This is a genomic window from Streptomyces sp. NPDC014676, assembly GCF_043084105.1.
In the GTDB taxonomy this organism is placed as follows: Bacteria; Actinomycetota; Actinomycetes; order Streptomycetales; family Streptomycetaceae; genus Streptomyces.
Genome location: NZ_JBIBZI010000001.1, coordinates 644,227 through 667,998 on the forward strand (window position 1 = coordinate 644,227; position 23,772 = coordinate 667,998).

General features: G+C 71.4%; 22 protein-coding genes. 18 read left to right on the forward strand and 4 right to left on the reverse strand.

The window, feature by feature from the left end; translation table 11 throughout:
• Positions 1–94 precede the first annotated feature (94 nt).
• The 4 genes from ACF1DX_RS02930 to ACF1DX_RS02945 all read left to right on the forward strand — a co-directional run bounded on the left by ACF1DX_RS02930 (position 95) and on the right by ACF1DX_RS02945 (position 4,804).
• Complete coding sequence (locus ACF1DX_RS02930; protein WP_391789461.1) at positions 95–829, forward strand: PH domain-containing protein; 735 nt, start codon at positions 95–97, stop codon at positions 827–829.
• Positions 830–969: 140 nt separating this feature from the next.
• Positions 970–2,238 carry a DUF3500 domain-containing protein gene (locus ACF1DX_RS02935; RefSeq protein ID WP_391789462.1) on the forward strand — a complete coding sequence of 423 codons (1,269 nt, stop codon included), beginning with the start codon at positions 970–972 and terminating at the stop codon, positions 2,236–2,238.
• A gap of 173 nt (positions 2,239–2,411) precedes the next feature.
• Positions 2,412–3,389: an arabinan endo-1,5-alpha-L-arabinosidase gene (locus tag ACF1DX_RS02940; RefSeq protein ID WP_391789463.1), complete on the forward strand. Its 978-nt coding sequence runs from the start codon at positions 2,412–2,414 to the stop codon at positions 3,387–3,389.
• The gene (locus tag ACF1DX_RS02945; RefSeq protein WP_391789464.1) at positions 3,371–4,804 is read left to right on the forward strand and encodes a family 43 glycosylhydrolase; all 1,434 of its coding nucleotides are present in this window, start codon (positions 3,371–3,373) and stop codon (positions 4,802–4,804) included. The genes ACF1DX_RS02940 and ACF1DX_RS02945 overlap by 19 nt, the downstream gene beginning before the upstream one ends.
• Before the next feature lie 80 nt (positions 4,805–4,884).
• Here ACF1DX_RS02945 and ACF1DX_RS02950 read toward each other — a convergent pair whose 3' ends face one another.
• The 4 genes from ACF1DX_RS02950 to ACF1DX_RS02965 form a co-directional block, all read right to left on the reverse strand.
• The gene (locus ACF1DX_RS02950) at positions 4,885–6,096 is read right to left on the reverse strand and encodes a helix-turn-helix domain-containing protein (RefSeq protein ID WP_391789465.1); all 1,212 of its coding nucleotides are present in this window, start codon (positions 6,094–6,096) and stop codon (positions 4,885–4,887) included.
• Positions 6,097–6,312: 216 nt separating this feature from the next.
• The gene (locus ACF1DX_RS02955; RefSeq protein ID WP_391789466.1) at positions 6,313–7,254 is read right to left on the reverse strand and encodes a hypothetical protein; all 942 of its coding nucleotides are present in this window, start codon (positions 7,252–7,254) and stop codon (positions 6,313–6,315) included.
• Between the two features lie 35 nt (positions 7,255–7,289).
• On the reverse strand, positions 7,290–8,858 hold the full coding sequence (locus ACF1DX_RS02960; protein ID WP_391789467.1) for a DUF6801 domain-containing protein: 1,569 nt from the start codon (positions 8,856–8,858) through the stop codon (positions 7,290–7,292).
• Between the two features lie 125 nt (positions 8,859–8,983).
• Complete coding sequence (locus tag ACF1DX_RS02965; protein WP_391789468.1) at positions 8,984–9,610, reverse strand: hypothetical protein; 627 nt, start codon at positions 9,608–9,610, stop codon at positions 8,984–8,986.
• 720 nt (positions 9,611–10,330) lie between these two features.
• On the opposite strand from ACF1DX_RS02965, the gene ACF1DX_RS02970 reads away from it, so the two are divergent.
• From ACF1DX_RS02970 to ACF1DX_RS03035, 14 genes are read left to right on the forward strand one after another with little or no spacing between them, the layout of a single operon-like run.
• On the forward strand, positions 10,331–11,335 hold the full coding sequence (locus ACF1DX_RS02970; protein ID WP_391789469.1) for an ABC transporter ATP-binding protein: 1,005 nt from the start codon (positions 10,331–10,333) through the stop codon (positions 11,333–11,335).
• A complete protein-coding gene (locus tag ACF1DX_RS02975; RefSeq protein ID WP_391789470.1) occupies positions 11,332–12,096 on the forward strand; it encodes an MlaE family ABC transporter permease in 765 nt (254 codons plus the stop codon). The genes ACF1DX_RS02970 and ACF1DX_RS02975 overlap by 4 nt, the downstream gene beginning before the upstream one ends.
• Positions 12,097–12,102: 6 nt before the next feature.
• Positions 12,103–12,909: an MlaE family ABC transporter permease gene (locus tag ACF1DX_RS02980; RefSeq protein WP_391789471.1), complete on the forward strand. Its 807-nt coding sequence runs from the start codon at positions 12,103–12,105 to the stop codon at positions 12,907–12,909.
• Between the two features lies 1 nt (position 12,910).
• Positions 12,911–14,167, forward strand: a complete 1,257-nt coding sequence (locus ACF1DX_RS02985; protein ID WP_391789472.1) for an MCE family protein — start codon at positions 12,911–12,913, stop codon at positions 14,165–14,167.
• Positions 14,164–15,222 (forward strand): MCE family protein, encoded by a 1,059-nt coding sequence (locus tag ACF1DX_RS02990; protein ID WP_391789473.1) that lies wholly within the window; start codon positions 14,164–14,166, stop codon positions 15,220–15,222. The genes ACF1DX_RS02985 and ACF1DX_RS02990 overlap by 4 nt, the downstream gene beginning before the upstream one ends.
• Positions 15,219–16,259 (forward strand): MCE family protein, encoded by a 1,041-nt coding sequence (locus tag ACF1DX_RS02995; RefSeq protein ID WP_391789474.1) that lies wholly within the window; start codon positions 15,219–15,221, stop codon positions 16,257–16,259. The genes ACF1DX_RS02990 and ACF1DX_RS02995 overlap by 4 nt, the downstream gene beginning before the upstream one ends.
• On the forward strand, positions 16,259–17,296 hold the full coding sequence (locus ACF1DX_RS03000) for an MCE family protein (protein ID WP_391789475.1): 1,038 nt from the start codon (positions 16,259–16,261) through the stop codon (positions 17,294–17,296). The genes ACF1DX_RS02995 and ACF1DX_RS03000 overlap by 1 nt, the downstream gene beginning before the upstream one ends.
• The gene (locus ACF1DX_RS03005) at positions 17,293–18,561 is read left to right on the forward strand and encodes an MCE family protein (protein WP_391789476.1); all 1,269 of its coding nucleotides are present in this window, start codon (positions 17,293–17,295) and stop codon (positions 18,559–18,561) included. The genes ACF1DX_RS03000 and ACF1DX_RS03005 overlap by 4 nt, the downstream gene beginning before the upstream one ends.
• Positions 18,558–19,835, forward strand: coding sequence for an MCE family protein (locus tag ACF1DX_RS03010; RefSeq protein ID WP_391789477.1), 1,278 nt, complete (start codon positions 18,558–18,560; stop codon positions 19,833–19,835). Before ACF1DX_RS03005 ends, ACF1DX_RS03010 begins: the two co-directional genes overlap by 4 nt.
• Positions 19,832–20,347, forward strand: coding sequence for a hypothetical protein (locus ACF1DX_RS03015; protein WP_391789478.1), 516 nt, complete (start codon positions 19,832–19,834; stop codon positions 20,345–20,347). Before ACF1DX_RS03010 ends, ACF1DX_RS03015 begins: the two co-directional genes overlap by 4 nt.
• Positions 20,344–21,066, forward strand: coding sequence for a hypothetical protein (locus tag ACF1DX_RS03020; RefSeq protein ID WP_391789479.1), 723 nt, complete (start codon positions 20,344–20,346; stop codon positions 21,064–21,066). The genes ACF1DX_RS03015 and ACF1DX_RS03020 overlap by 4 nt, the downstream gene beginning before the upstream one ends.
• Before the next feature lie 26 nt (positions 21,067–21,092).
• Entirely contained in the window at positions 21,093–21,641 is a 549-nt protein-coding gene (locus tag ACF1DX_RS03025) for a nuclear transport factor 2 family protein (protein WP_391789480.1), read from the forward strand.
• Between the two features lie 49 nt (positions 21,642–21,690).
• Positions 21,691–22,449 carry a hypothetical protein gene (locus tag ACF1DX_RS03030; RefSeq protein WP_391789481.1) on the forward strand — a complete coding sequence of 253 codons (759 nt, stop codon included), beginning with the start codon at positions 21,691–21,693 and terminating at the stop codon, positions 22,447–22,449.
• A 49-nt stretch (positions 22,450–22,498) separates the two neighbouring features.
• Entirely contained in the window at positions 22,499–23,758 is a 1,260-nt protein-coding gene (locus ACF1DX_RS03035; protein WP_391789482.1) for a lytic murein transglycosylase, read from the forward strand.
• Positions 23,759–23,772 lie beyond the last annotated feature (14 nt).

Genomic DNA, 23,772 nt, shown 5'->3' on the forward strand with positions numbered 1-23,772 from the left:
CAACAACCCTTGCTGTGGCGCGAGTTGAAGCTCCACACTTTCTTCGCACGTGTGTGCGCGGCGGTCTGCGCCGCAGGAGCCGGGGGTGGATGGGATGAGTGCTCGGTCATTGCCGCGTGAGTACCGGATCAGCCGGGGACGGGCCACCGGCGTCGTGGCCGCCGTGGGGGTGACGAGCGTGCTCGGCATGCTTCCCCTCCGGACCGCGGAGGACCTCTCCGCCCCGGTGAAGTGGTCGATCGCCCTTCCCCTCTTCGCGCTCTTCGCCTGGCTCGTCACCGCTTCCCTCCGCGCCTCCACCACCGCGGACCTCAAGGGCATCCGGGTCAGGGGCTTCGTGGGCACGCGGCGACTGGCCTGGGGGGAGATCCAGGACATCCGGGTCGAGGTCAACCCCGGTGCGGGCGCCCAGCAGGGCCCGGCGCGGACCGACTTCGTCTCGTACGCCTACCGGGCCGACGGCAGACGGGTGCCGCTGATGTACCTGGACGACGCGACCGTGGACCTGGAGCGCGAGGTCGGCGTGCTGCGCGCCGCGTGGGAGGAACTGCGCGGTGAGGACTGGACGCGGTCGCCCGACGTCGCCCGCCGCATCGAACGCGGCGAGGCGCGCAGGCTGGCGCTGATGTCCGGTTTCGCGTGGGCGATGCTGTCGTTCGTCCCGCTGATGGTGCTGATGTTCGTCCCGCTGTTCGCGGACGTCCCCGGGCCGCTGGAGACGGTCCTGTCCCCCCTCGTCGTCCTGGGCGTGGGCCTCCCCGCCGTCTTCGCCGTCGGGGCGGTCCTGTCCTACCGCAAGCGCGTCCGCCTCCTGTCCGGCGGGGAGTGACCGCCGGGACGTCCGACCGGTGCCCAGGGCCCGCTGACAGCGACGTCTCAGCTCGCTCCCGGGTTCGTGCGGCACGCTCACGCCCATGCACGGACACAGAGCACGCACCCCCCCGGGCCGAGCGCACCCGCCGCTGGTTCATGAACAGGTCGCTGCTGCTCGGCGGGGCCGCCGCCGTGGCGACCATGACCGGCTGTTCCTCGGGTTCGTCCGGTACGGCCGGTTCCGCCTCGGCCGCACCGAGCGGTGCCCCCAGCGGCATGCCCGGCGGCGGTCCCGGCGGTATGGGCCCCGGCGCGACCGAGGTGAAGTACGACGACTTCGTGGGCGTCACCACGGACGGCGAGGTCGTCGAGGACCTGTACGCGATCCACTCCACCGGCGTCTCCACCGACGCGGTGGTGAAGGCGGCGCAGGCGTTCCTCGACGGCCTGTCGGCCAAGGAGCGGCGGTCCGCCGTGTTCGACGTCGACGACGACGAATGGCTCGCCTGGAGCAACGTCGACGGCTACGAGCGCGAAGGCGTGCGGATGGGCGACCTGACGAGCAAGCGGCGCGACCTCGGCTACGCGCTGCTCGGCGCGGCACTGTCCGCCGGCGGCCTCACCCAGTCGCGCGACATCATGAAGCTCAACGCCTTCCTGGGCGACTACAGCGGCGGCGGCAAGGAGACGCTGACCGAGGGGCACTACTACTTCACGTTCATGGGCACCCCTTCGACCACGAAGCCGTGGGGCTTCCAGTACGAGGGCCATCACCTGGCCATCAACTACTTCGTGCTCGGCGACCAGGTGGTGATGACCCCGACCTTCATGGGTTCGGAGCCGACCTCGGCCACCTACCAGGGCGAGAAGATCACCACCTTCGAGAAGGAGACCACGGCAGGCCTGGCGCTGCTGCGGTCGCTGACCACCGCCCAGCGGAAGAAGGCCGTCTCCGGCCAGGAGAAGGGCGGCATGGACATGAAGGCGGGAGCGGGTCAGGACAACCTGGAACTGGCGTACGAAGGGCTGGTCGCCTCCGGATTCACCGCCGCCCAGCGGCGGAAGCTGCTCGACCTCGTCGGCGTGTACGTCGGCTACATGGACGAGGGACACGCCGAGGTGAAGATGAAGGAGGTGGAGGAACACCTCGACGACACCTGGTTCCTGTGGATGGGGGACAGCGAGGACTCCTCCGCGTTCTACTACCGCGTGCACAGCCCCGTCGTGCTCATCGAGTACGACGCCCAGTCCCCGCTGGCGTACGGCGACGAGTCCCAGGACGGGGACGACGGGAACGGCGGGGGCGGCCCCGGCGGCATGGGCGGGACGCCCACGCAGCGGCACATCCACACGATCGTCCGCACCCCCAACGGGGGCGACTACGGCGTCGACCTGCTCAGGCTGCACCTGGAGAACGACCACTGAGACAAGGAGGGGCGAAAGGGGTGGGCGAGGGGGGCGATTTCCCGGCCGCCGGATGTCGGTGCCGCGCGGGTCATTGACGCGGAAGTGGTTCGATTCTACGGTCCGTTCGAACTTGCGATCGCCGTTCGGAATCCCGAACGGCCCTCTCACCCCCACCGCAAGGAGAACCCCGTATGAGCCGCACCCTCCGCAAACGCACCGTGCTCCTCGCGCTCCCCACCGCCGCCCTCCTGGCGCTGATGCCGACCACCGCATCGGCGTACCCCGACCCCGGCCGCGTCACCGGGTCCGTCGTCACGCACGACCCGTCGATGATCCGGACCTCCTCCGGGCAGTACCTCCTCTACGCCACCGGCGGAGGCATCAGCAACAAGACCTCCACCGACCGCACCGCCTTCTCGGCCGGAGCCGACGCGTTCTCGTCCCGGCCGGGCTGGTGGCGGAACTACTCCTCCGTACCGGAGGCCTGGGCGCCGGACATCTCGTACCACGGCGGCAAGTACCTGATGTACTACTCCGTCTCGAAGTTCGGCTCGAACACCTCCGCCATCGGACTGGCCGGCTCGACCACCGGACAGCCGGGCAGCTGGACCGACTACGGCACCGTCCACACCTCGAACTCCTCCAGCGACTACAACGCCATCGACCCCAACCTCTTCGTCGACGACGACGGCAAGTGGTGGCTGTCCTTCGGCAGTTGGTGGACCGGGATCAAGATGATCCGGATCGACCCCTCCACCGGGAAGCAGCTCTCCTCCCACACCACCCGCTACTCGCTCGCCTCCCGCCCCTCCGGGACGAAGGCCGTCGAGGCGCCGTTCATCGTCAAGCGGAACGGCTACTACTACCTCTTCGCCTCGTACGACACCTGCTGCGCCGGCACCAGCTCCACCTACAAGGTCAAGGTCGGCCGCGCCACCAGCGTCACCGGGCCGTACCGCGACAGGAACGGCGTCTCGATGATGGACAACGGCGGCACGCCCGTACTCGAGTCGCACGGCAGCGTCATCGGCCCCGGCGGCCAGTCGATCATGAACGACGTCGACGGGGACCTGATCGTCTACCACTACTACGACGGCAACGACAACGGCACCCCCAAGCTCGGCATCAACCTCCTGAACTGGAGCAGCGGATGGCCCGTCGCCTACTGACCCTGCTGGCCGCGCTGCTGCTCGCCCTCTCGCTCGGGCAGTCGTCCGCGCAGGCGGCCTCCTTCGCCAACCCCGTCAAGGCACAGAAGGGCGCCGACCCCTGGATCGTCCGCCACGACGGGAACTACTACCTGATCAGCACGTCCTGGACCGACGTCATCACCCTCCGCAAGTCACCCACCCTCGGCGGCCTCGCCACCGCCCCCAGCGTGCAGGTGTGGCAGGGCGACGCGGCCTCCCGGTGCTGCAACATCTGGGCGCCGGAACTGCACTACCTCAACGGCCGCTGGTACCTGTACTACGTCGCCGGGCAGAACATCACCGACTACAACCCCACCCAGCGCAGCCACGTCCTGGAGAGCGCCGGGTCCGACCCCATGGGGCCGTACAGCTACAAGGGACAGCTGAACTCCGGCTGGATGCTGGACCCCACCGTCGCCACCGTCAACGGGCAGCTGTATCTCTTCGGCAGCACGCACAACGGCACGCAGAACATCGTCGCCGCGCGCATGTCGAACCCGTACACGGTGAGTTCGTCCTTCTCGACCGTCTCCACGCCCACGTACGACTGGGAACGGCAGGGCGGCACCGTCAACGAGGGCCCGGAGATCCTCCAGCGGGGCGGCCGCACCTTCCTCGTCTACTCCGCGAGCGGCTGCTGGACCCCCGACTACAAGCTCGGGCAGCTCACCCTCACCGGCTCCGACCCGGCCTCCGCCTCCTCCTGGACCAAGAAGTCCACGCCCGTCTTCCAGCGCAGTGACGGCAACGGCGTCTACGGTCCCGGCCACAACGGCTTCTTCACCTCGCCGGACGGCACGGAGAGCTGGATCGTCTACCACGCCAACGACTCCGCGTCCGAGGGGTGCGACAACGGGCGTACGGCACGGGCACAGAAGTTCACCTGGAACTCGGACGGGTCGCCGGACTTCGGTACCCCCGTGCGGCTCGGGGCGGGCCTCGCCGGGCCCTCCGGCGAGCCGTCGACCGTCTCCACCACCTACACCATCACCAACCGCAACAGCGGCAAGTGTCTGGATCTGGCGGGGAGTTCGTCCGCCGACGGCGCCCATGTGCAGCAGTACGCCTGCAACGGCGGCGCCAACCAGCGGTGGCGCCTGGAGGACCTCGGCGACGACACCCACCGGCTGGTGAACGTCGCCAGTGGCAAGGTGCTCGACACCGAGAACTGCTCCTCCGCCGACGGCGCCGACCTGCGGCAGTGGACCTGGCTGGACAACACCTGCCAGCGGTTCCGGTTCGTGGCGACGGACGGCGGTCACGTCCGTATCGTCAACCAGGCCACCGGCAAGGTCGCCGACGTCGCCGACTGCTCCACCGCGGACGGCGCCGACGTACGGCAGTGGACCTGGCTGGACAACGGCTGTCAGCAGTGGCGGCTGAACCCGGCGTAAGGCCCGTATGAGGCCGGCATGCGGTCGGCGTGAGGCCCGTACGGGGTCTCACGCCGGCCTCGTGGTCACTGCCTCGGGGGTCACTCCGCGCTGTCGTGGCCCCGCAGGTGGAGCGAGCGGAGTGCCACCTCGATGGCGAAGCGGTGGTCGGGGTCGGCGAGCCGGTCGCCCAGGTGGGTGTCCAGGTTCCGCAGGCGGTAGCGGACGGTCTGGGCGTGGACGCCCAGCATCTCGCCGACCTGCTCGGCGGGTGCCCGGGTGGAGACGTGGACCCGGAGCGTCTCGACGAGCCGATCGCGCCGGCTCGGGGGCAGCCCGCTGAGCGGAGCCAGTTCACGGGCCGCGAGGTGGTCGACGAGGGCGGGGTCGGACAGCAGCCACAGTGTGATCAGGTGGTCCTCGCAGCGGACCAGCGGGGCGTCGGGCACCACACCCTCGTCGACGAACTGGAGCACGCGACGTGCCCAGCGGAAGGAGTCGGCGGCCTGTGCGAGCGGTACGGTGAGGCCCGCCGCGGCACGGGTGCCGGACAGGGCCGTGCCGAGCATCGCGAGGCGTTGCGGGGTGAGGTCCCCGGGGACGAGCAGGTGCGGCTGCGGGATGTCGAGGTCGGCGAGGACGTCGCCGTCGAGAGCCGCCTGGATGTGGCCCGGCACCGGGGGGCGGAGGGTGACGAGGGTGCACGTACGGGGGAGTTCCCAGGCGGCGGCCTCGCACAGTCCGGAGACGGTCGTCTGGGGCAGCGGCGACGAGGCCAGGATCAGGTGCAGTAACTGTCTTCGTGCCGCGAAGACTTCGGACGCGGCCCGCTCCCGCACCTCCGCATACCCCTCGCGGGTGACCGCCTCCAGTTCCTCGACGTACGCGAAGAGGGCGTCCGCGAAGGCCAGGATGAGGGCGGGGGAGAGGTTGTACTGCCTCCCCACCGACTTGGCCCGGCGCAGTGCGATGCGGGCGCCGAGCCGGTAGGCGCCCTGCAGGGTCTCCAGGTCGCGGCCCTCGTAGGCCTCCACCCGGCCGAACCTGCGCAGTAGTTCGTCCCGCAGTTCCGAGCTCCTGCCGGGATCGGCCACCCGGTCCACGAAGGCGACCAGGGCCTGTTCCACGCCCTGGCGGATCGCGTCCCCGTCCGGGCCGTTGAGCAGTCGGCCGTACACCGGGTAGGCGCGGGTGACCTCGCTGCGTATCTCGTTCAGCAGCCCCGGCAGTTCCGGTCGTATGAAGGCGGCGAACTTCCTGGGTAAGGGCTCGAGCGGTTCACCGGCCTCCGGGGACCGTGTGATCGAGGGCATGAGCCACCCCTTGCTCTGTGACGTGTCCGGCGGGGTGACCGGGCGGGCGTCGTCCGGGCGGGCGGCGGACGGCGCCCGGACCGGTCCACCAGGTCATCCGGTCTGAAAAGCTGAAGCTAAATCAACTTCCTTTCTGTGTACACGGTTTGAGCAGAATTGCTTCACCGCCGCACGGGCCGGCCGCCGTAACGGCCGGGAACCGCTGCCGCGTGGCCGTTACCTGACGGCGGAGTGCCAGTTCTCCGCGAGCACCTTGCCGGCCTCGGGGGCGGCGGTGCCGGGCGCGTTGAGGCCGGTGAGGTGGGTCCGGGTGTCGCTGAGGGTCAGGCTGTTGTTCCCGGAGGCGGAGGGCAGCCCGGTCTTCGCGTTGACCGCGGCGTTGATCAGGCCGATGTTCAGGCCGCAACCGGTGGCGCCGGGAACCGCGAAGGTGCTGTCGTTCTGGGTGGCGCCGGTGAGGTTGATCCGGCTCATCTCGCCGGCCTCGTCGAGGGTGCCGTCACCCTGGAAGAAACTCATCCCGAAGTCCGGGTAGTTGCGGTTCTCCGGGCGCAGGAGGATGGGATTGGAGGCCGTTCCGATGTAGCACTTGCCGCCCAGGAGCGGGTTCTCCAGGTGGATGCGGACCGGCAGGGCGACGATGGGCATGTCCGTGAGGACGCCCGCGGTCTGGTCGAAGGCGTAGGGGGCGCCGACGGACTCCATGGTGGCGGTGATCTTGTTGAGGGCGGAGTTCTCGAGCGACTCGCAGATGCCCGTGATCACCGGGATGTCGCTCGGGCACATCAGGCCGAGCAGGCCGCCGGGCACGGTGGCGGGGTCGGCGACGAGCGCGCCGGAGGGCGGGGCGACGACGCGGCTGGTGCCGTCCGCGTTCTGGACGACGCCGATCTGGAGGTTGGTCTTCCCCGTGACCACGGTGGTCTTGCCCAGCTTGATGGAACCGCCGGCGGAGGTGGAGACCACGCACTGCGGTGTCTGTGCGAGGCCGTCGGCGGCCAGCATCGCCGGGGCGTCCACGGGACAGCGGGTGAAGGGGGCCCACTCGCCGTTCAGCGCGGGGTCGGCGGCGGTCGCGGTGCCGAGGGAGGCGAGGGCGCCGAGCGCGGTCAGGGCGGAGACGGTGGCGACTCTGGTGCGGGTGGAGAGCGTGGGCATGGCGATGCCTTTCGTGGAGGTGGAGGAAGTGCGGCTCAGCGCTCGGGGACGGGGATCACGTAGGGCTGCAGGTCGCGGGTGCACTGGGCGGCGGCGTTCTCGTCTCCGAACACCGGAGCGCTCGGCGTGCACGTCTGTCCCTGTATCTGCTTGATGTGGTTGCCGGGACCGGAGACGGAGGCGGTGAGGAGGCGGTCGAGGTTCTCGCCGCTGCTGCCGCAGCCGGTGAAGGCGGGGATGGTCGCCTCGCCGGTCAGCGGGCCGCCCGAGAGGAGCATGTAGCCGGTGGCGTCCTCGGCGTACTTCTGCTCGCCCTTCCCGTACAGGAGCAAGTGGTCGCCGGGGTGGTTCGCGGGGTCCGGTTCGGCGGAGCGGAGCGGCTTCTCCGTCCGGCAGCCGGCCCCGACGTCCAAGGCGGTGCCGTTGACCTCGAGATCGAGTATCCGGAGCTTCAGCGGGACCCGGATGAAGGTCTCCGCCTCGATGTCCGTCCCTATGTAGACGGTGTCGAAGCGGATGGTCATCGGACCGGTCTGTTCCAGCACCATGGTGGCCGTCGTCGGAACGAATCCGAAGGTGAGGAAGGTGGCCCGGAAGGGGGGCGTCCTCATGCGCCCCTCGTGGTGCAGCTCGCCCTCGGCCTTGATCGTCACGATGAAATTGCCGTTCTCGTCCGGTTCGGCGAGCATCTCCTTCGTCTCGAGCAGCACGCAGGACACCGGCAGGAGCGAAGCGCCCTTCTGTTTCCTCACGTTGCTGTAGCCGGTGATGTACGCGTTCATCGACAGGGGCTCGAACGGGTTCTCCTCGGTGTAGGCGCAGGGCGGCGCCTCGCGGCCCGCCGCGGAGCCGGCCGGGTTCTCCGCCACCTCCGGCGCCCGGTCCCCCTGCCGGTCCCGCGGTGTTCCGGAGGACGGTTCCGGTGTCCCGGAGGAGGCGTCGGGCGCGGACGGCGAGCCGCTCGGCTCCGCCGCGTCCCTCCCGACCGGCACGGTGGCCAGCAGCCCGTCCTCGGGCGTGTTCCCGGCGGGGGAGCACGCGACGGTCAGCGCCCCGGGATCGGCGGCGGTCCCGTCAGCCGTGCCGAGCGCCAGGTCGACGGCGAGGTTCCCGGCGGAGAACCTCAGATCGCCGTCGCCCCGCCCGGTCACCGACGGGACGTTCCCCGTCGCGGTCAGCGTCAGCGGTCCGGATGCGGGAAGGTCGACCGGCTGCGCGGTGCCGCGCCAGACGGCCTCGGCCGTGGCCTCCTCCTGGGTGACGCCGACGGTGAGCCGGGTGGCGGCCCGTACGGTGGTCGCCTTGAGCGCGACGAGGTCCGTGACCGCCTCGGCCGGGAGTTCCACGGTGGTGGTGACACCGGTGGGCGAGATCGGCTCACCCGGCTCCGCCCGGTCCGGGAACTCCGCCGAGATCCGCACCGTCGCCGCCCGCTCTCCCGAGGGGAGGTCGCAGACGTAGGGCAACTCGGCGTCGATCTCCTGGGGGCCCGCGGCGGAGGCCGCGGCCGGGACCATGGCGGCCAGCACGACGAACGCGGCGATCGCCGTGCTCCTGGCGCGGGCACGGGACGGTCGCGATGCGGCGGTACGGTTGCCTCTCAATGCTGCTCCGCTCGAGTGCGTTCGGGATCGGGGACCGGCGGCCGGCACCGGGCGGGGTCCGGCGCGGGCGGCCCGCGAACGCCCGGCCGGGTGTGCCGGCCGGGCGTCCGCGGGCGGGTGGCGCCTTACGGGTTGGTGCCGACGATCGCCGGGATGGCGCCGTTCGACGCCTTGATGGAGTAGTTGCCCTTGAAGAGGGGCTTGGTGGCGGTCGTGATGATCGTGCCGCAGTTGACCGGGTTGGTGACGGTCAGTTCGCCGGCGACGCTGTTGACGGCCAGGACGCCGGTGGAGTTGGTGTAGGTGGCCGAGACCTTGCCCGTCACCGTGAACTTGCAGACGCCGGCGGTCACGTTGGCCGTGACGTTGCCGACGTAGCCCTTGGTGACGCCGGTCGAGGCGGTGTAGTCCTGCGCGACGACGGACCAGGGGGTGACCGCCACGGTGCTGACATTGCCCAGAACACTGGTGCACGGCGTGGAGGCGGTGCCGAAGTTGATGGCGTTGATGGCGGCGACCTGGGCCGGGTTGCCGGTGTTGCTCGCCATGCTGCCCGAGGCGCCCGAGGTCGTGCACGTCATCGGGATGGTGGCGGTCAGCACGATGTTGCCGGCGTTCGTGGCCGTGTAGCTGCCCGCGGGGGTGACGGTCCACGTCGTGGACGGCACCGCCGAGGCGGGGGAGAGGGTGAGGCCGAAGGCGGCCGTGGCCGCACCCGCCACGACAGCGGTCCTTCTGAGGGTTTTCTTCATGGCTCGGGGAGTCTCCTTGTGGATCGACCGGCAGAGATGGGCCGTGGCCGAAGGGAACGAGGGGCGGCCGTGCGGCCCGCGGCTCGGTGTTCCCTGTCCGCGGGCCATGACGTTACTTGCGGGAAACTTAGCCGAACAATGCCACCGTTCATGATTCTTTTAAAAGGGCAACCATCTGTTCCTGGAGTGAGTGGATCGCGAGCCGACTTAGTCACCGGATGTCAATGTGGAGGTTTCCGTCCGAGGGCGGGGAAGCTCCCCGGTCGTCGCCCGGCGTCGGGCCGGAATACTCACCCGGTGACAAACTCACGACCGTATTTTGTCTGCTCCCTGACAGGTTCCGGATGGCTGAACAGGATCTCCTGGAAAACTCGGAATCCGGTATTGCCCGCTGAGGTTACTCGACCGTAACGTGCCGGTGTGGTGCTCGGTTCCAGGTCGGTGGCCCCCGTCGGCCGGAACCATGACGGATGCTTTCCGGCCGCGCCCTTCCACCGGGGCCGGACGTCCGTCGGCAGGGTCTCGCGGATCCACACCCCCCGGAGCCGCGAGGCCCTGCCTGTCTCCCCGGAGACAAGTACGGGTTCGGCGTGTTGTCTGCGCGGTGACAAAGTCCGCGAGGGCGACGGGAAACCGGTGCCGCACCCGTTGTCAGTGCGCTCCGCGCCGACTTAACGTGCGCCCGCAGCGCGCATCCGACCCACGTCCGCTGGAGGTGATATGGGAATCGAAGTAGTGGTCGAGGGCCTGACCAAGTCCTTCGGTGAGCAGAGCATCTGGCGGGACGTGACACTCACCCTTCCTGCCGGAGAGGTGAGCGTGATGCTGGGCCCGTCCGGCACCGGGAAGACCGTTTTCCTGAAGTCGCTCATAGGGCTGCTCAAACCCGAGAAGGGCCGTGTGCTCATCGACGGTGTGGACATGGTGAACAGTCCCGAAAAAGATATCTACGAGACCCGTAAATTGTTCGGTCTCATGTTCCAGGACGGAGCCCTCTTCGGGTCCATGTCCCTTTTCGACAACATCGCCTTCCCGCTGCGCGAGCACACCCGCAAGAAGGAGTCCGAGATCCGCCGCATCGTCATGGAGCGGATCGAGGTCGTCGGGCTGCTGGGCGCGGAGGGCAAGCTTCCGGGAGAGATCAGCGGAGGCATGCGCAAGCGGGCCGGCCTGGCCCGCGCGCTCGTCCTCGACCCGCAGATCATCCTGTGCGACGAACCGGACTCCGGACTCGACCCGGTCCGCACCGCCTACCTCTCCCAGCTGCTGATCGACCTGAACGCGCAGATCGACGCGACGATGCTGATCGTCACCCACAACCTCGACATCGCCGCCACCGTGCCCGACAACATGGGGATGCTCTTCCGGCGTGAACTCGTCACCTTCGGCCCGCGCGAGGTGCTGCTCACCAGCGACGAGCCGGTCGTGGCCCAGTTCCTCGGCGGCCGGCGCGAGGGCCCCATCGGGATGTCCGAGGAGAAGGACGCGGCCACCCTCGCCGCCGAGGCGGGTGCCGCCTCCTCCGCCGCGCCCCGGGTGATCGTCCCGCAACTGGAGCCGTCGCCCGGGCTCCCGCCGCGCCGGGCCGTCGACCGACGACGTAACCGTGTCATGGGCATGATCGATACGCTGCCGCCCGCCGCGCGGTCCGCGATCCGGGACACCTACGCGAGGAACGCCGGGGCGGCCACCCTGCCGATGCCCACCGCCGGGAGCGGCACGTGATCACCGGCGCGCTGCGGCAGACCGGCCGGCTCTTCGCGCTCGCCGCCGAAGTCGGCCGGGCCGTCTTCCGAAGGCCCTTCCAGTTCCGCGAGTTCGTGGAGCAGTTCTGGTTCGTCGCGAGCGTGACCATCCTGCCCGCCGCCCTCGTCTCGATCCCCTTCGGCGCCGTCATCGCCCTCCAGGTCGGCTCCCTGACCGAGCAGTTGGGCGCCCAGTCGTTCACCGGGGGCGCCAGCGTCCTCGCCGTCGTCCAGCAGGCCAGCCCGCTCATCGTTGCCCTGCTGATCGCCGGCGCCGGCGGCTCGGCCATCTGCGCCGACCTCGGCTCCCGCAAGATCCGCGAGGAACTCGACGCGATGGAGGTCATGGGCGTGTCCCCGGTGCAGCGCCTGGTCGTGCCCCGGGTCCTGGCCGCCATGGGCGTCGCCGTCCTGCTCAACGGCCTGGTCTCCGTCGTCGGCATCCTCGGCGGCTACTTCTTCAACGTCGTCATGCAGGGCGGCACCCCCGGCGCCTACCTCTCCAGCTTCTCCGCCCTCGCCCAGCTCCCCGACCTGTACATCAGCGAACTCAAGGCGCTGGTCTTCGGGTTCATCGCCGGCATCGTCGCCGCCTACCGGGGCCTCAACCCGCGCGGCGGCCCCAAGGGCGTCGGCGACGCCGTCAACCAGTCCGTCGTCATCACGTTCCTGCTGCTCTTCTTCGTCAACATGGTGATGACGGCCGTCTACCTCCGGATCGTCCCGCCGAAGGGAGGCTGAGGACCGATGGCCTCCCCGCTCGTATGGCTCGACCGCTCCGGCGACCAACTGCTCTTCTACGTCCGGGCCCTGCTGTGGATCCCGCGGACCCTGCGCCGCTACCTCAAGGAGGTGCAACGCCTCCTCGCCGAGGTGGCCTTCGGCTCCGGCGGCCTCGGGATCATCGGCGGCACCATCGGCGTGATGATCGCGATGACGCTCTTCACCGGGACCGTCGTCGGACTCCAGGGCTACGCGGCCCTCGACCAGATCGGCACGGCCGCGTTCACCGGATTCGTCTCCGCCTACTTCAACACCCGCGAGATCGCCCCCCTCGTCGCCGGACTCGCCCTCTCCGCGACCGTCGGCGCCGGCTTCACCGCCCAGCTAGGCGCCATGCGCATCAACGAGGAGGTCGACGCCCTGGAGGGCATGGGCATCCGCTCCATGCCCTACCTGGTCACCACCCGCATCATCGCCGGGGTCGTCGCCATCGTCCCGCTCTACGCGATCGGGCTGCTCTCCTCCTACGTCGCCTCCCGCTATGTGACCGTCCTGTTCAACGGGCAGTCCCGGGGCACGTACGACCACTACTTCAACCTCTTCCTCTCCCCGACGGACGTGCTGCTCTCCGTACTGAAGGTGCTGATCTTCAGCGTGATGGTGATCCTCGCCCACTGCTACCACGGCTTCCGCGCCTCGGGCGGCCCCGCCGGCGTCGGCGTCGCCGTCGGCCGGTCCGTGCGCAACGCCATCGTGCTGATCAGCGTCACCGACTTCTTCCTGTCGCTCGCCCTGTGGGGTGCGACCACGACCGTGAAGGTGGCGGGGTGAGATGAGCAGCCCACGAGGAGAGACGCTGCGCCACCGGCTGGCCGGGGTGGTGTTCGTGCTGGTGCCCGCCCTGCTGATCTGGCTGGCCGTCGCCGTCTACGACAAGAGGTTCACCGACTCCGACCCGGTGGTCGTCGAGACCGGCAGCGCCGGCAACCAGATGCACCCGGGCGCCGAGGTGAAACTGCGCGGCGTCGTCGTCGGCGAGGTCCGCGCCATCGACGCCACCGGCGACGGGGCCCGGCTCACCCTCGCCATGAAGCCCGGCGCGCTGGACGACGTACCGTCCGACGTCCGCGCGCAGATGCTGCCGACCACCCTGTTCGGCGAACGGTTCGTGGCCCTCGTACCGCCCGAGAACCCCTCGGCCCGGCCCCTGGCCGCCGGAGCCGTCGTCCCCCAGGACCGCTCCGAGAACGCCATCGAGCTCCAGCAGGTGCTCGACGACGTCCTGCCGATGCTCACCGCCGTCCAGCCGCAGAAGCTCTCCGCCACCCTGTCCGCCGTCTCACAGGCCCTGGAGGGCCGCGGGGACCGGCTCGGCGACACGCTGAGCCTGCTGGACGAGCACCTGGAGGAGTTCAACCCCCACCTGCCCGCCCTCAACCGCGACCTCAGGGAACTCGTGAAGGTCAGCCATGTCTACGCGGACGCCGCGCCCGACATCATCACGGCGCTCACCGACTTCACCACCACCAGCGGCACCCTCGCCGAGCAGGAGGCCGAACTCGCCGCCACCCTCGGCGCCACCACCCGGACGGCCGAGGATGTGACGGCCTTCCTGCGCGAGAACAAGGACAACATCATCCGGCTCGGTGCCACGGGCCGGCCCACCCTGGAACTGCTCGCCGAGTACTCCTCGGCCTTCCCCTGCACCCTGCGCACCCTCGCCGAGTTCGTCCCCGCCATGGACAAGGCGCTCGGCAGGGGCACCGACCGGCCCGGCATCCACGTCGACGTCACCACCGTCGCCTCCCGCGGCGCCTACCGCCCCGGCCGCGACACCCCGGTCTACGACTCCGGCGGCGGCCCCCGCTGCCCCTCCGTGCCCTACCTCGGCTCGCTGCCCCGGCCCACCGCGCGGACCGCCACCCCCGCGGCCGAGCAGGACCTCGGACCCGCCAACTCCCCGGCGGAGAACGACCTCGTCAACGAACTCCTCGCCCCCGCCGCCGGCGAGAGCCCCGGCGACCTGCCCGACTGGAGCAGCCTGCTCGTCGGCCCCGTCTACCGCGGTACGGAGGTGACCCTCGGATGACCACCGCCGACGACGCGCACACCCGGCGCCGCCCGCTGACCGGGCCGCTGCTCAAGTCCCTCGCCTTCGTGGTGGTCACCGCCCTCGCCACGACCGTGCTCGGCATCGGCGTCGCCGACACCGGCGTCGGCTCCGGCACCACCACCTACAAGGCCCTGTTCACCGACGTCACCGGACTCGTCGACGGCGACAGCGTACGGATCTCCGGGGTGGAGGTCGGCGAGGTCACCGACATACGCGTGGTGGAACGGCGCACCGCGCAGGTCACCTTCACCGTCCGCGAGGACCGCAGGCTGCCCCGGTCGACCACCGCCGCCGTGAAGTACCTCGACATGGTCGGCCAGCGCTACGTCTCCCTCGGCCGCGGCAGCGGCGACCTCACCGGCACCCTGGAGGAGGGCGGCACCGTCCCGCTGGAGCGCACCACGCCCGCCCTCGACCTGACCCTGCTCTTCAACGGCTTCAAACCGCTGTTCGAAGGGCTCTCCCCGAAGGACGTCAACGAACTCGCCGGATCGATCGTGCAGGTGCTCCAGGGCGAGGGCGCCACCGTCGACAGCCTGATCCGTCACATCGGCTCGCTCAGTACGACCGTCGCCGCCAAGGACGAGGTGATCGGCCAGGTCGTCGGGAACCTCACCACCGTCCTGGACACCCTCAACGACCGCGAGGACGACTTCGACGACCTCGTCGTCACCCTCCAGGAACTCGTCACCGGCTTCGACGAGGACCGTGAACCCCTCGGCAGGGCCGTCGCGGCCATGGGCGACCTGACCACCGTCACCGCCGACCTCTTCGAGGACGGACGGGAGCCCCTCAAGCAGGACATCCGCGAACTGGGCCGGCTCTCGACGAACCTCGGCGAACACACCCCGCAGATCGAGGACTTCCTCGAGAAGACCCCCGCCAAGATGACCGCCCTGGCCCGTCTGTCCTCCTACGGATCGTGGTTCAACCTCTACCTCTGCGAGGCACGCGTGAGCGGAGTGACCACCTCCGACGGCTCCGAACCGCCGACCGGCATCGCGATCACCGAATCGAGGTGCCGCGGATGAGACGCCCGCACATCAAGCCCGTGAAAGAGCGCGATCCCGTCGCCGTCGGCGTCGTAGGGCTGCTCGTCCTCACCCTGATCGCCCTCCTCGCCTACCACGTCGACCGGCTTCCGTTCGGCGGCGGCACCACCTACAGCGCCGACTTCTCCGAGGCCGCGGGCCTGGACGAGGGCGACGAGGTGCGCATCGCGGGCGTCAAGGCCGGCCGGGTCACCGGCGTCGCGCTCGACGGGGCCAAGGTGAAGGTCACCTTCGAGGTCGAGGACGCCTGGATCGGCGACCGCACGACCGCCGCCATCGCCATCAAGACCGTCCTCGGCGACAAGTACCTGGCGCTCGACCCGCTCGGCTCCGGCCGGCAGGCCCCCGGCAGCCGCATCCCGCTGACCCGCACCACCTCCCCCTACGACGTGACCCAGGCGTTCCAGGACCTCAGCGGCACCGTCGACGACATCGACACCCGGCGCCTCGCGGAGAGCTTCGAGACCCTCTCCGACACCTTCGAGGACTCCCCGCCCCACGTGCGCAAGGCCGCCACCGGCCTGTCCGACCTGTCGCGGTCCGTCTCCGAGCGCGACGCGGAACTCTCCGAACTCCTCAAGGGAAGCGCCAAGTTCACCAAGACGCTGGAGAACAGGAAGTCCAGCTTCGAGACCCTCATCGAGGACGGCGGCTCCCTGCTCGGCGAACTCCGCGACCGCCGCGCCGCCATCAGCGCCCTGCTCAAGGGCAGCAAGGACCTCGGCACCGAACTCGGCGGCCTCGTCGAGGACAACGAGAAGCAGCTCGGCCCCACCCTCAAAGCCCTCGGCCGCGTCACCACCGTCCTGGAGGAGAACAACACCCAGCTCGGCAAGACCCTCGCGCTGGTCGGCCCGTACTACCGCCTGGTCGGCAACACCCTCGGCAACGGCCGCTGGTTCGACAGCTACCTGTGCGGTGTCGTGCCCCGCGACTACCTGCCCGAGACCTCCCAGCCCGAGACCGGATGCCTGCCGCCGAAACAGCCGGCGGCGGCCCAGGGGAACGGTGAGTGATGAACCGACGCGGAAAGATCCTCACCGGCGTGCTCGCCTTCCTGGTACTCGCCGCCGGCGGCGTGGCCACCGTCCGGGCCCTCGCATCCGACGGCACCCGCATCACCGCCTACTTCGACCGCGCCACCGGCGTCTACGCCGGGTCCGACCTGCGCGTCCTCGGCGTACGGGTCGGCGAGGTGGAGTCGGTGCGGCCCGAGGGCACCACGGTCCGCGTCGACCTCCACCTGGACGAGGGGATCAAGGTCCCCGAGGGCGCGCGGGCCGTCGTCGTCGCGCCGAGCGTCGTCGCCGACCGGTATGTGCAGCTCACCCCCGCCCACAGCACGGGCCCCACCCTCGCCGACGGCGCCGTACTGCCCGTCTCGCGCAACCGCCTCCCCGTCGAGATCGACCAGATCTACGAGTCGATCACCGAACTCGGCGAGGCCCTCGGCCCGGACGGCGCCAACGCCGACGGCGCCCTGTCCGAACTGCTGCGGACCGGCGCCGCCAACCTCGACGGCAACGGCGAGGCCATCGGCGAGGGCGTCGAGGAGTTCGGCAAGGCGGCCAGGACCCTCGACGGCAGCAGCGGCGACCTGTTCAAGACGCTCAGCAGCCTCCAGACCTTCACCACCATGCTGAAGAACAAGGACACCGACGTGCGCACCGCGCAGGAACGCCTGGACGAGGTCGTCGGCTTCTTCGCCGACAACAAGGACGACCTCACCGGCGCGCTGGAGGAACTCGGCAAGGCCCTCGGCCAGGTCAAGACCTTCATCGAGGACAACCGGGGCGAGCTGAAGAAGAACGTCGACCGCCTCGTCCCCCTCACACAGACCCTGGTCGAGCAACGGGCCTCGCTGGCCGAGGCGCTGGACGTGGCGCCGCTGGCCGCCGGCAACGTCGTGGGCGCCTACAACCCCGACACCCGCACCCTCGACGGCCGCGCCAACCTCAACGAGATCAGCATCGGCGGCCCGCTGCTGCCGCTGCCCGTGGCCGGTGCGGCCGACGGGCGGAAGGGGGACGGGCAGAAGGGTGACGGCCGATGAAGCGCGGCATGCTCACCGCGGGCCGGGCCGCGGGCCTCACCGCGGGCGGACTGATCGCCCTCGGCCTCGGCTTCGCCCTCGCCCTCGGCGCGGTCGCCGTCGAACCACCGCGCTTCGACGGCATCGGGGACCTGCCGCTGCCCGGCGGCGCCGACCTCGGCGACCACCCCTACACCGTCACCGCGGAACTCCACGACGTGCTCAGCCTGGTCCCGCACGCCGCGGTGAAGGTCGACGACGTCGCCGTCGGCCGGATCACCGACATCGAACTCGGCCGCGACGACTGGTCGGCCCGCGTCACCATGGAGATCAACGGCGATGTGCGGCTGCCCGCCGACGCCACCGCACGGCTCGAACAGTCCAGCCTGCTGGGCGAGAAGTACATCCAGCTCGTCGCACCCGCCAAGGAGACCGGAGCCGGCCGGCTGACGGACGGGAACGTCATCCCGCTGGCCCGCACCAGCCGCAACACCGAGGTCGAGGAGGTGTTCGGCGCGCTGTCCCTGCTCCTCAACGGTGGCGGCGTCAACCAGCTCAAGACCATCACCCAGGAGCTCAACGCGGCCCTCGGCGGCCGCGAACCCGAGGTCCGCTCCATGCTGAAACGGGTCGACACCCTGGTGGGCGACCTCGACGACCACCGGGGAGACATCACCGACGCCCTCGACGCCGTCAACCGGCTCTCCTCGACCCTCGCCACCCGCAAGGACGACGTCGGCACCGTCCTCACCGGCCTCTCGCCCGGACTGAAGACGCTCGAGAAGCAGCGCGGCTCACTGCTGACCATGCTGCGCTCCCTCGACACCCTCTCCGGCGTGGCCGTCTCCACCGTCAACGCGAGCAAGGACGACATGATCGCCGACCTCAAGGCCCTCGCGCCGACGCTGAAGGCGCTCGCCGACGCGGGCACGGACCTGCCCGACTCGCTCCAGGTGCTGGTGACGTACCCGTTCACCGACGAGGTGCTGCGCGGGGTGAAGGGCGACTACCTCAACGCGTACCTGACCATGGCCGCCGTGCCCGGGACCCAGGTGATTCCGCCGCTGGTGACCGGGGGCACGCCTTCGCCGTCCGCCGCGGCGGACGGCGGGCCGGGCGCGGCCGGGAAGGAGCGGTCCGCCGGGGACGACGACGGAGCACCGGGAGTCGGGCCGTCGTCCGCGTCGCCGTCCGCATCGCCGTCCGGGGCGCGCTCCCCGTCGGGGGACTCCTCCTCACCGCTGCCGCTGCCCTCCGTGTCCGGGTCCGGGGGTGAGAGCAGGTGATCACCCTCGCCGTACGGCTGAAGAACCTCGCCTTCCTCATCGTCGCCGTCCTCGCCCTCTCGTTCCTCGGCATCCGCTACGCCGACCTCGGCCGGTACGTGGGCGTCGCCGACTACTACACGGTGGACGTGCGACTCCCGCACACGGGCGGCCTGTTCACCCACTCCGACGTCACCTACCGGGGCGTCTCGGTGGGCCGCGTCGGCCCGATCGGCCTCACCGACGAGGGGGTCGTCGCCGAACTCCGCATCAAGAAGTCCGCCCCCCGCATCCCCGCCGACACCAAGGCCGTGGTCGCCGGACTCTCCGCCGTGGGCGAGCAGTACATCGACCTGCGGCCCGAGAGCGACGGCTCCCCCTACCTCACCGACGGCACCCGCATCGAACAGGCCGACACCCGGGTGCCCGCACCCGTCACCGACGTCCTCACCAGCGTCGACGACCTCGTGAGGTCCGTCCCGCTGGAAGACCTGCGCACGGTCGTCGACGAGTTCGGCAAGGCCTTCGAAGGGCACGGCGACGACCTCCAGGCGCTGCTCGACAGCGGCGGCGACTTCATCGAGGCAGCCGACCGCGCCCTGCCGTCCACCACCCTGCTCATCACCGACGGCGAGACCGTCCTGCGCACCCAGGCCCAGGAGGCGAAGGCCATCCGCGACTTCGCCGGCGGGGCGGAGGAACTGGCCCGTGCCCTCAAGGACTCCGACGCCGACCTGCGCCGCCTCCTCGCGGTCACCCCCGAGGCGGCCACCCAGGTCAGCGGCCTGCTGCGGGACCTCGACCCCAGCCTCGGCGTCGTCCTCGCCAACCTCCTCACCACCTCCGAGGTCGCCGTCACCCGGCAGCGCGGCATCGAGGAACTCCTCGTGCAGTACCCGGCGGCCGTCGCCGCCGGCGCCACCGCCGTCGACGGAGGGAAGCTGAACCTCGGCATGGCCGTCACCTTCTTCACCCCCCTGCCCTGCACCGACGGATACGGCGCCACGCGCTACCGCAACGGCCTCGACCTCGGCACCGCGCCCGCCCTCAACACCGGCGCGGCCTGCACCGCCCCGGCCGCCGGCGGATCGAACGTACGCGGTTCGGCGAACGCCCCGAAGGGCGGCGCGGTGCCCGAACCGGCCAGACCCGGCTCCCTGCCCTCGGGCAGCGGCGGGACACCCGCCGGGAACGACGCCTCCCCGGTACTCCCCGGCGCCCTCGCCCTGCCCGGACGGAGCGGCGAGGCACCGGACGACCTGTCCGGCCTCCTCCACACCGGCGGTGCGCGATGAGGGGGGCCCGGATCCTCACCGGAGCGGGGCTCGTGCTGGCCCTCGGCTTCTGCGGTACCGGCGCGTGGACGTACGCGCAGGCCCGCACCGACGACTCGCTCGCGTACGGCAGGGAGCGGGACGAGGCGCTCGCCGACGGACGGGCGGGCATCGCGACGCTCACCACGCTCGACGCCTCCACCCGGCAGCGGGCGGAGCGGGGCATCCGGGCCTGGCGCGCCGCCTCCACCGGGCCGCTGCGCGAGGAGTTGGGCCGCACCGGTGCCGAGGCGGGCGCCTCGGCGCGCGGCACGGTCACCGAGGCCGCCGTCACCGCGCTCGACACGCGGTCCGGCACGGCCAAGCTCATCGCCACCGTCCGCGTCGAGGTCACGCCCGCCGGAACGAAGCGGCCGGCCACCGACCGCAAGCGCCTGGAGGCGGTCCTGGCCCGCACGGGCGAGGGGGAGTGGAAGGTGAGGGCACTGAGCGCCGTACCGGTCGAGGGCGAGAAGGAGGACGGCGACCGATGACGCTGACGCGACTGCTGCGCAGGGGCGGTACGCCGGAGCCCGGCGCGGAGACGGACTCCGCGCCCGGGGCCGGCGAGAGGGAGCGCGGGGATGCGGACACGCCCGTCGGGAAGGCGGGCGGGGCTGCGGACACGCCCGTCGGGAAGGTGGGAGGGCAGGGGCCCGGATCCGCCGCGGACGTGCCGGACGGTGCCCGCGCCCGCCGCCCGCCGGGCGGGCGGCTGCGGCGGGCCGTCCTCGTCGCAGCCGTCGTGGTGCTCGTCCTCGGTGGCTGTGGCTTCCTCTACGGTGCCCACCAGTTGAGGTCGGCCGCGTCCGCCCGGAACCACGCGCTCACCGACACCGGGGCCACCACCCGCGTCGCCGGCGACGTCGGCAACGCCCTCGCCCGGATCTTCTCCTACACACCGGACGGCACCGCGGCCGCCGAACGCTCCGCGCGCACCGCCCTCGACGGCCGCGCCGCCCGCCAGTACGCGACCCTCTTCGCGCGGGTCCGCGACGACCTCACCGAACAGCGCGTCACCCTGAGCACCCGCGCCGTCCGCACCGGGGTGGCCGAACTCGACGGCGACGAGGCCCGCCTGCTGGTCTTCCTCGACCAGACCTCCCACAAGGGCGGCGACAAGGCCGAGGTCACCACCGCGGCGGCCCAGCTCACCGTCACCGCACGGCTCGAGGATGACCGGTGGCGGATCGTCGACATCAAGGCCCGCTGAACGTGCGCGGGAGACTGGAGCACCCCATGAAACGCGCGGTCCGCGCCCTCACCGGCACCCGCTCCCGGCCGCTGCCGGCCCTGCTCCTCGCCCTCACCCTCGTCGCGGGCGGCTTCGCCGCGTGGGCCGGTCAGGACTGGTACCGCGCGGCCCACGACGACCGGGCCGCCTACGCCGGGCAACGGGACGAGGCGCTCGCCGCCGGGGAGCAGGCCGTGCAGAACCTCAACACGCTCGACCACCGCGACGTGAACCGGGGTCTCGACCTCTGGGAGTCGTCGACCACCGGTGAACTGCGTGAACAACTGACCTCCGGACGCGCTGAGTTCGCCGAACAGGTGAAGGCGGCGAAAACGGTCACCACGGCCCGGGTGCTGTCGGGCGCCGTCACCGAACTCGACGACCGGGCCGGCCGCGCCCGGGTGCTGATCGCCCTGCGCGTCACCGTCAAGGCGTCCGACGGCGCGAAGACCGACAAGGACAGCCGCATGCTCGGCGAACTCACCCGGACCGACGGCCGGTGGAAGCTGAGCGCCCTGGGCCAGGCACCCGTGGGCGGCACATCGGCCGGCTGACCCGGTCCCGTACCGCGACAGCCGGCCGCACCGAGGAGGACACCGCACCATGTCGACGACCCGCCACCACATCAACCGCCAGCGCCGCCGCCAGGCCCGCGAGACCCGCCCCGCCGCCTCCGCCGGGACCTCGGAGAGCACGGGAAGCCGGACCCGTACGCGCGGCACAGCGGTCCGGACCCCCTCCGGCGCCTCGTCCTCGTCCCCGTCCTCGGCGCGGACCGGAGAACCGGCCGCGGCCGACGACGAGAAGGCCACCCGGGCCCGGCCGCGCCGACCGGTGGGCCTCGTGGCGCTCTGCGTACTGACCGTGCTCCTCGGCGGCTTCGCCGGCTGGGCGCACGCGGAGGCCGAAGCGCTCCGGGACGACCCCGCACGGCACAACACCGCCCTGACCGACCTGGCCCGTACCGGCGAGATCAAGGGACAGACCGCCAAGGCCGTCGACGCGCTCTTCTCCTACGACCACACCGACCCCGGTGCCCTCGAGAAGGCCGCGGACGGCCTCCTCACCGGCAAGGCCGTCGACCAGCACGCCGCCCTGCTCGCCGACGTCCGCGAGCGGGCCGACGCCCAGAAGGCGGTGATCACCACGACGGTCACCGACAGCGCGGTCGAACGGATCGACGGCGACCGCGCACGGGTCCTCGTCTACGCCGACCAGAGCAGCGTCAGCACCGCCGGAAGCACGAAGAAGGCCAAGGGCGAGCAGGACGAGGGCGTGTACGCCGGGGCCATGCTCGCCGTCGACGTCGTGCGCCGCGACGGACGCTGGCTCGTCGCCGGCATCGACACCTTCGGCCGCTGAGGCCCAAAGGACCGCCCCCACTCCGACGGATCCGACAGGAGCGACAGCCATGCCCGTACGCCGCGCCCGACGCCCCTTTGCCGGCCGGACCCGCAGAGGCCTGCGGGCGACCGCCGTCGCCGTGGCCGCCATGGCGGCCCTCACCGCCTCCCAGGCGCCCGGCCTCACCGGGGACGGCCACGCCGACCCGTCCGCCGACGACGTGTTCGTACCGGCGGCGGACGACCCGTACACCGCACCCGCCTCCCCGGACGACGGCTCGTACCACACCGAACTCCCGCCCCTGGACACCGCGGAGGCGGCTCGGGCCGCGTCGGTGCCCCCGGCGCTGGTGCGGGACCTCCGTTCCCAGTCGGGCATCCCGGCCACCGTGCTGCGCGCCTACCGTGCCGCCGAGGCCTCCGTGCGCGTCACGGACCCCGGCTGCCGGCTGCCCTGGGAACTGCTCGCGGCGATCGGCAGGGTCGAGTCCGGCCAGGCGCGCGGCGGCGCGGTCGACCGGAACGGCACGACGCTGGGCCGCATCACCGGACCGCCGCTCGACGGCCGGGGTTTCGCCCTGATCCGGGACACGGACGGGGGCGCCTACGACGGTGACACGGTCTACGACCGCGCGGTGGGGCCGATGCAGTTCCTGCCGTCCACCTGGGCCCGCTGGGGCGCGGACGGCAACGGTGACGGCCGCGCCGACCCGGACAACGTCTTCGACGCGGCCCTGGCGGCCGGCCACTACCTGTGCGCCGGCGACCGGGATCTGGGCCGGGCGGCGGACCTGGACCGGGCGATCCTCAGCTACAACCACTCGTTCTCCTACCTGAGGCTGGTCAGGTACTGGCTGGAGTTCTACGGCCGGGGGGTGCACACCGTCCCCGACGGCGAGGGCGTCATCCCGAGGAGCCCCGGCGCGGGCGGCAAGACCCCGGCGACCGGACCCGTCGACGGCGGGAGCGGCGGCAAGGGGGACGGGAACGGGGGCGGCGGCATCGTCATCGGACCGGACCCGAGTACGCCGGGCAGCCCCGGGCCGTCCCCCTCCGCGCCCTCACCGTCGTCCACCCCGCGTCCGTCGGCCTCCCCGTCTCCGGAGCCCTCCTCCCCGACGGCGTCTCCGACGGGCCCGGACCCCTCGCAGCCGCCCGGCGAGTCCCCCACCGGGACCCCGTCACCCTCGCCGGACCCGACCGGACCGAGCCCCTCGCCCACCGCCCCGGACGACTGCGTCCCCGAGCCCGCGACCCCGTCCCCCGACCCCAGCGCCTCCCCGGTCCCCTCGCCCTGCCCGACCGCCCCGGCCACGTCCTCCGCGTGAGCCCGCCCGGTCCG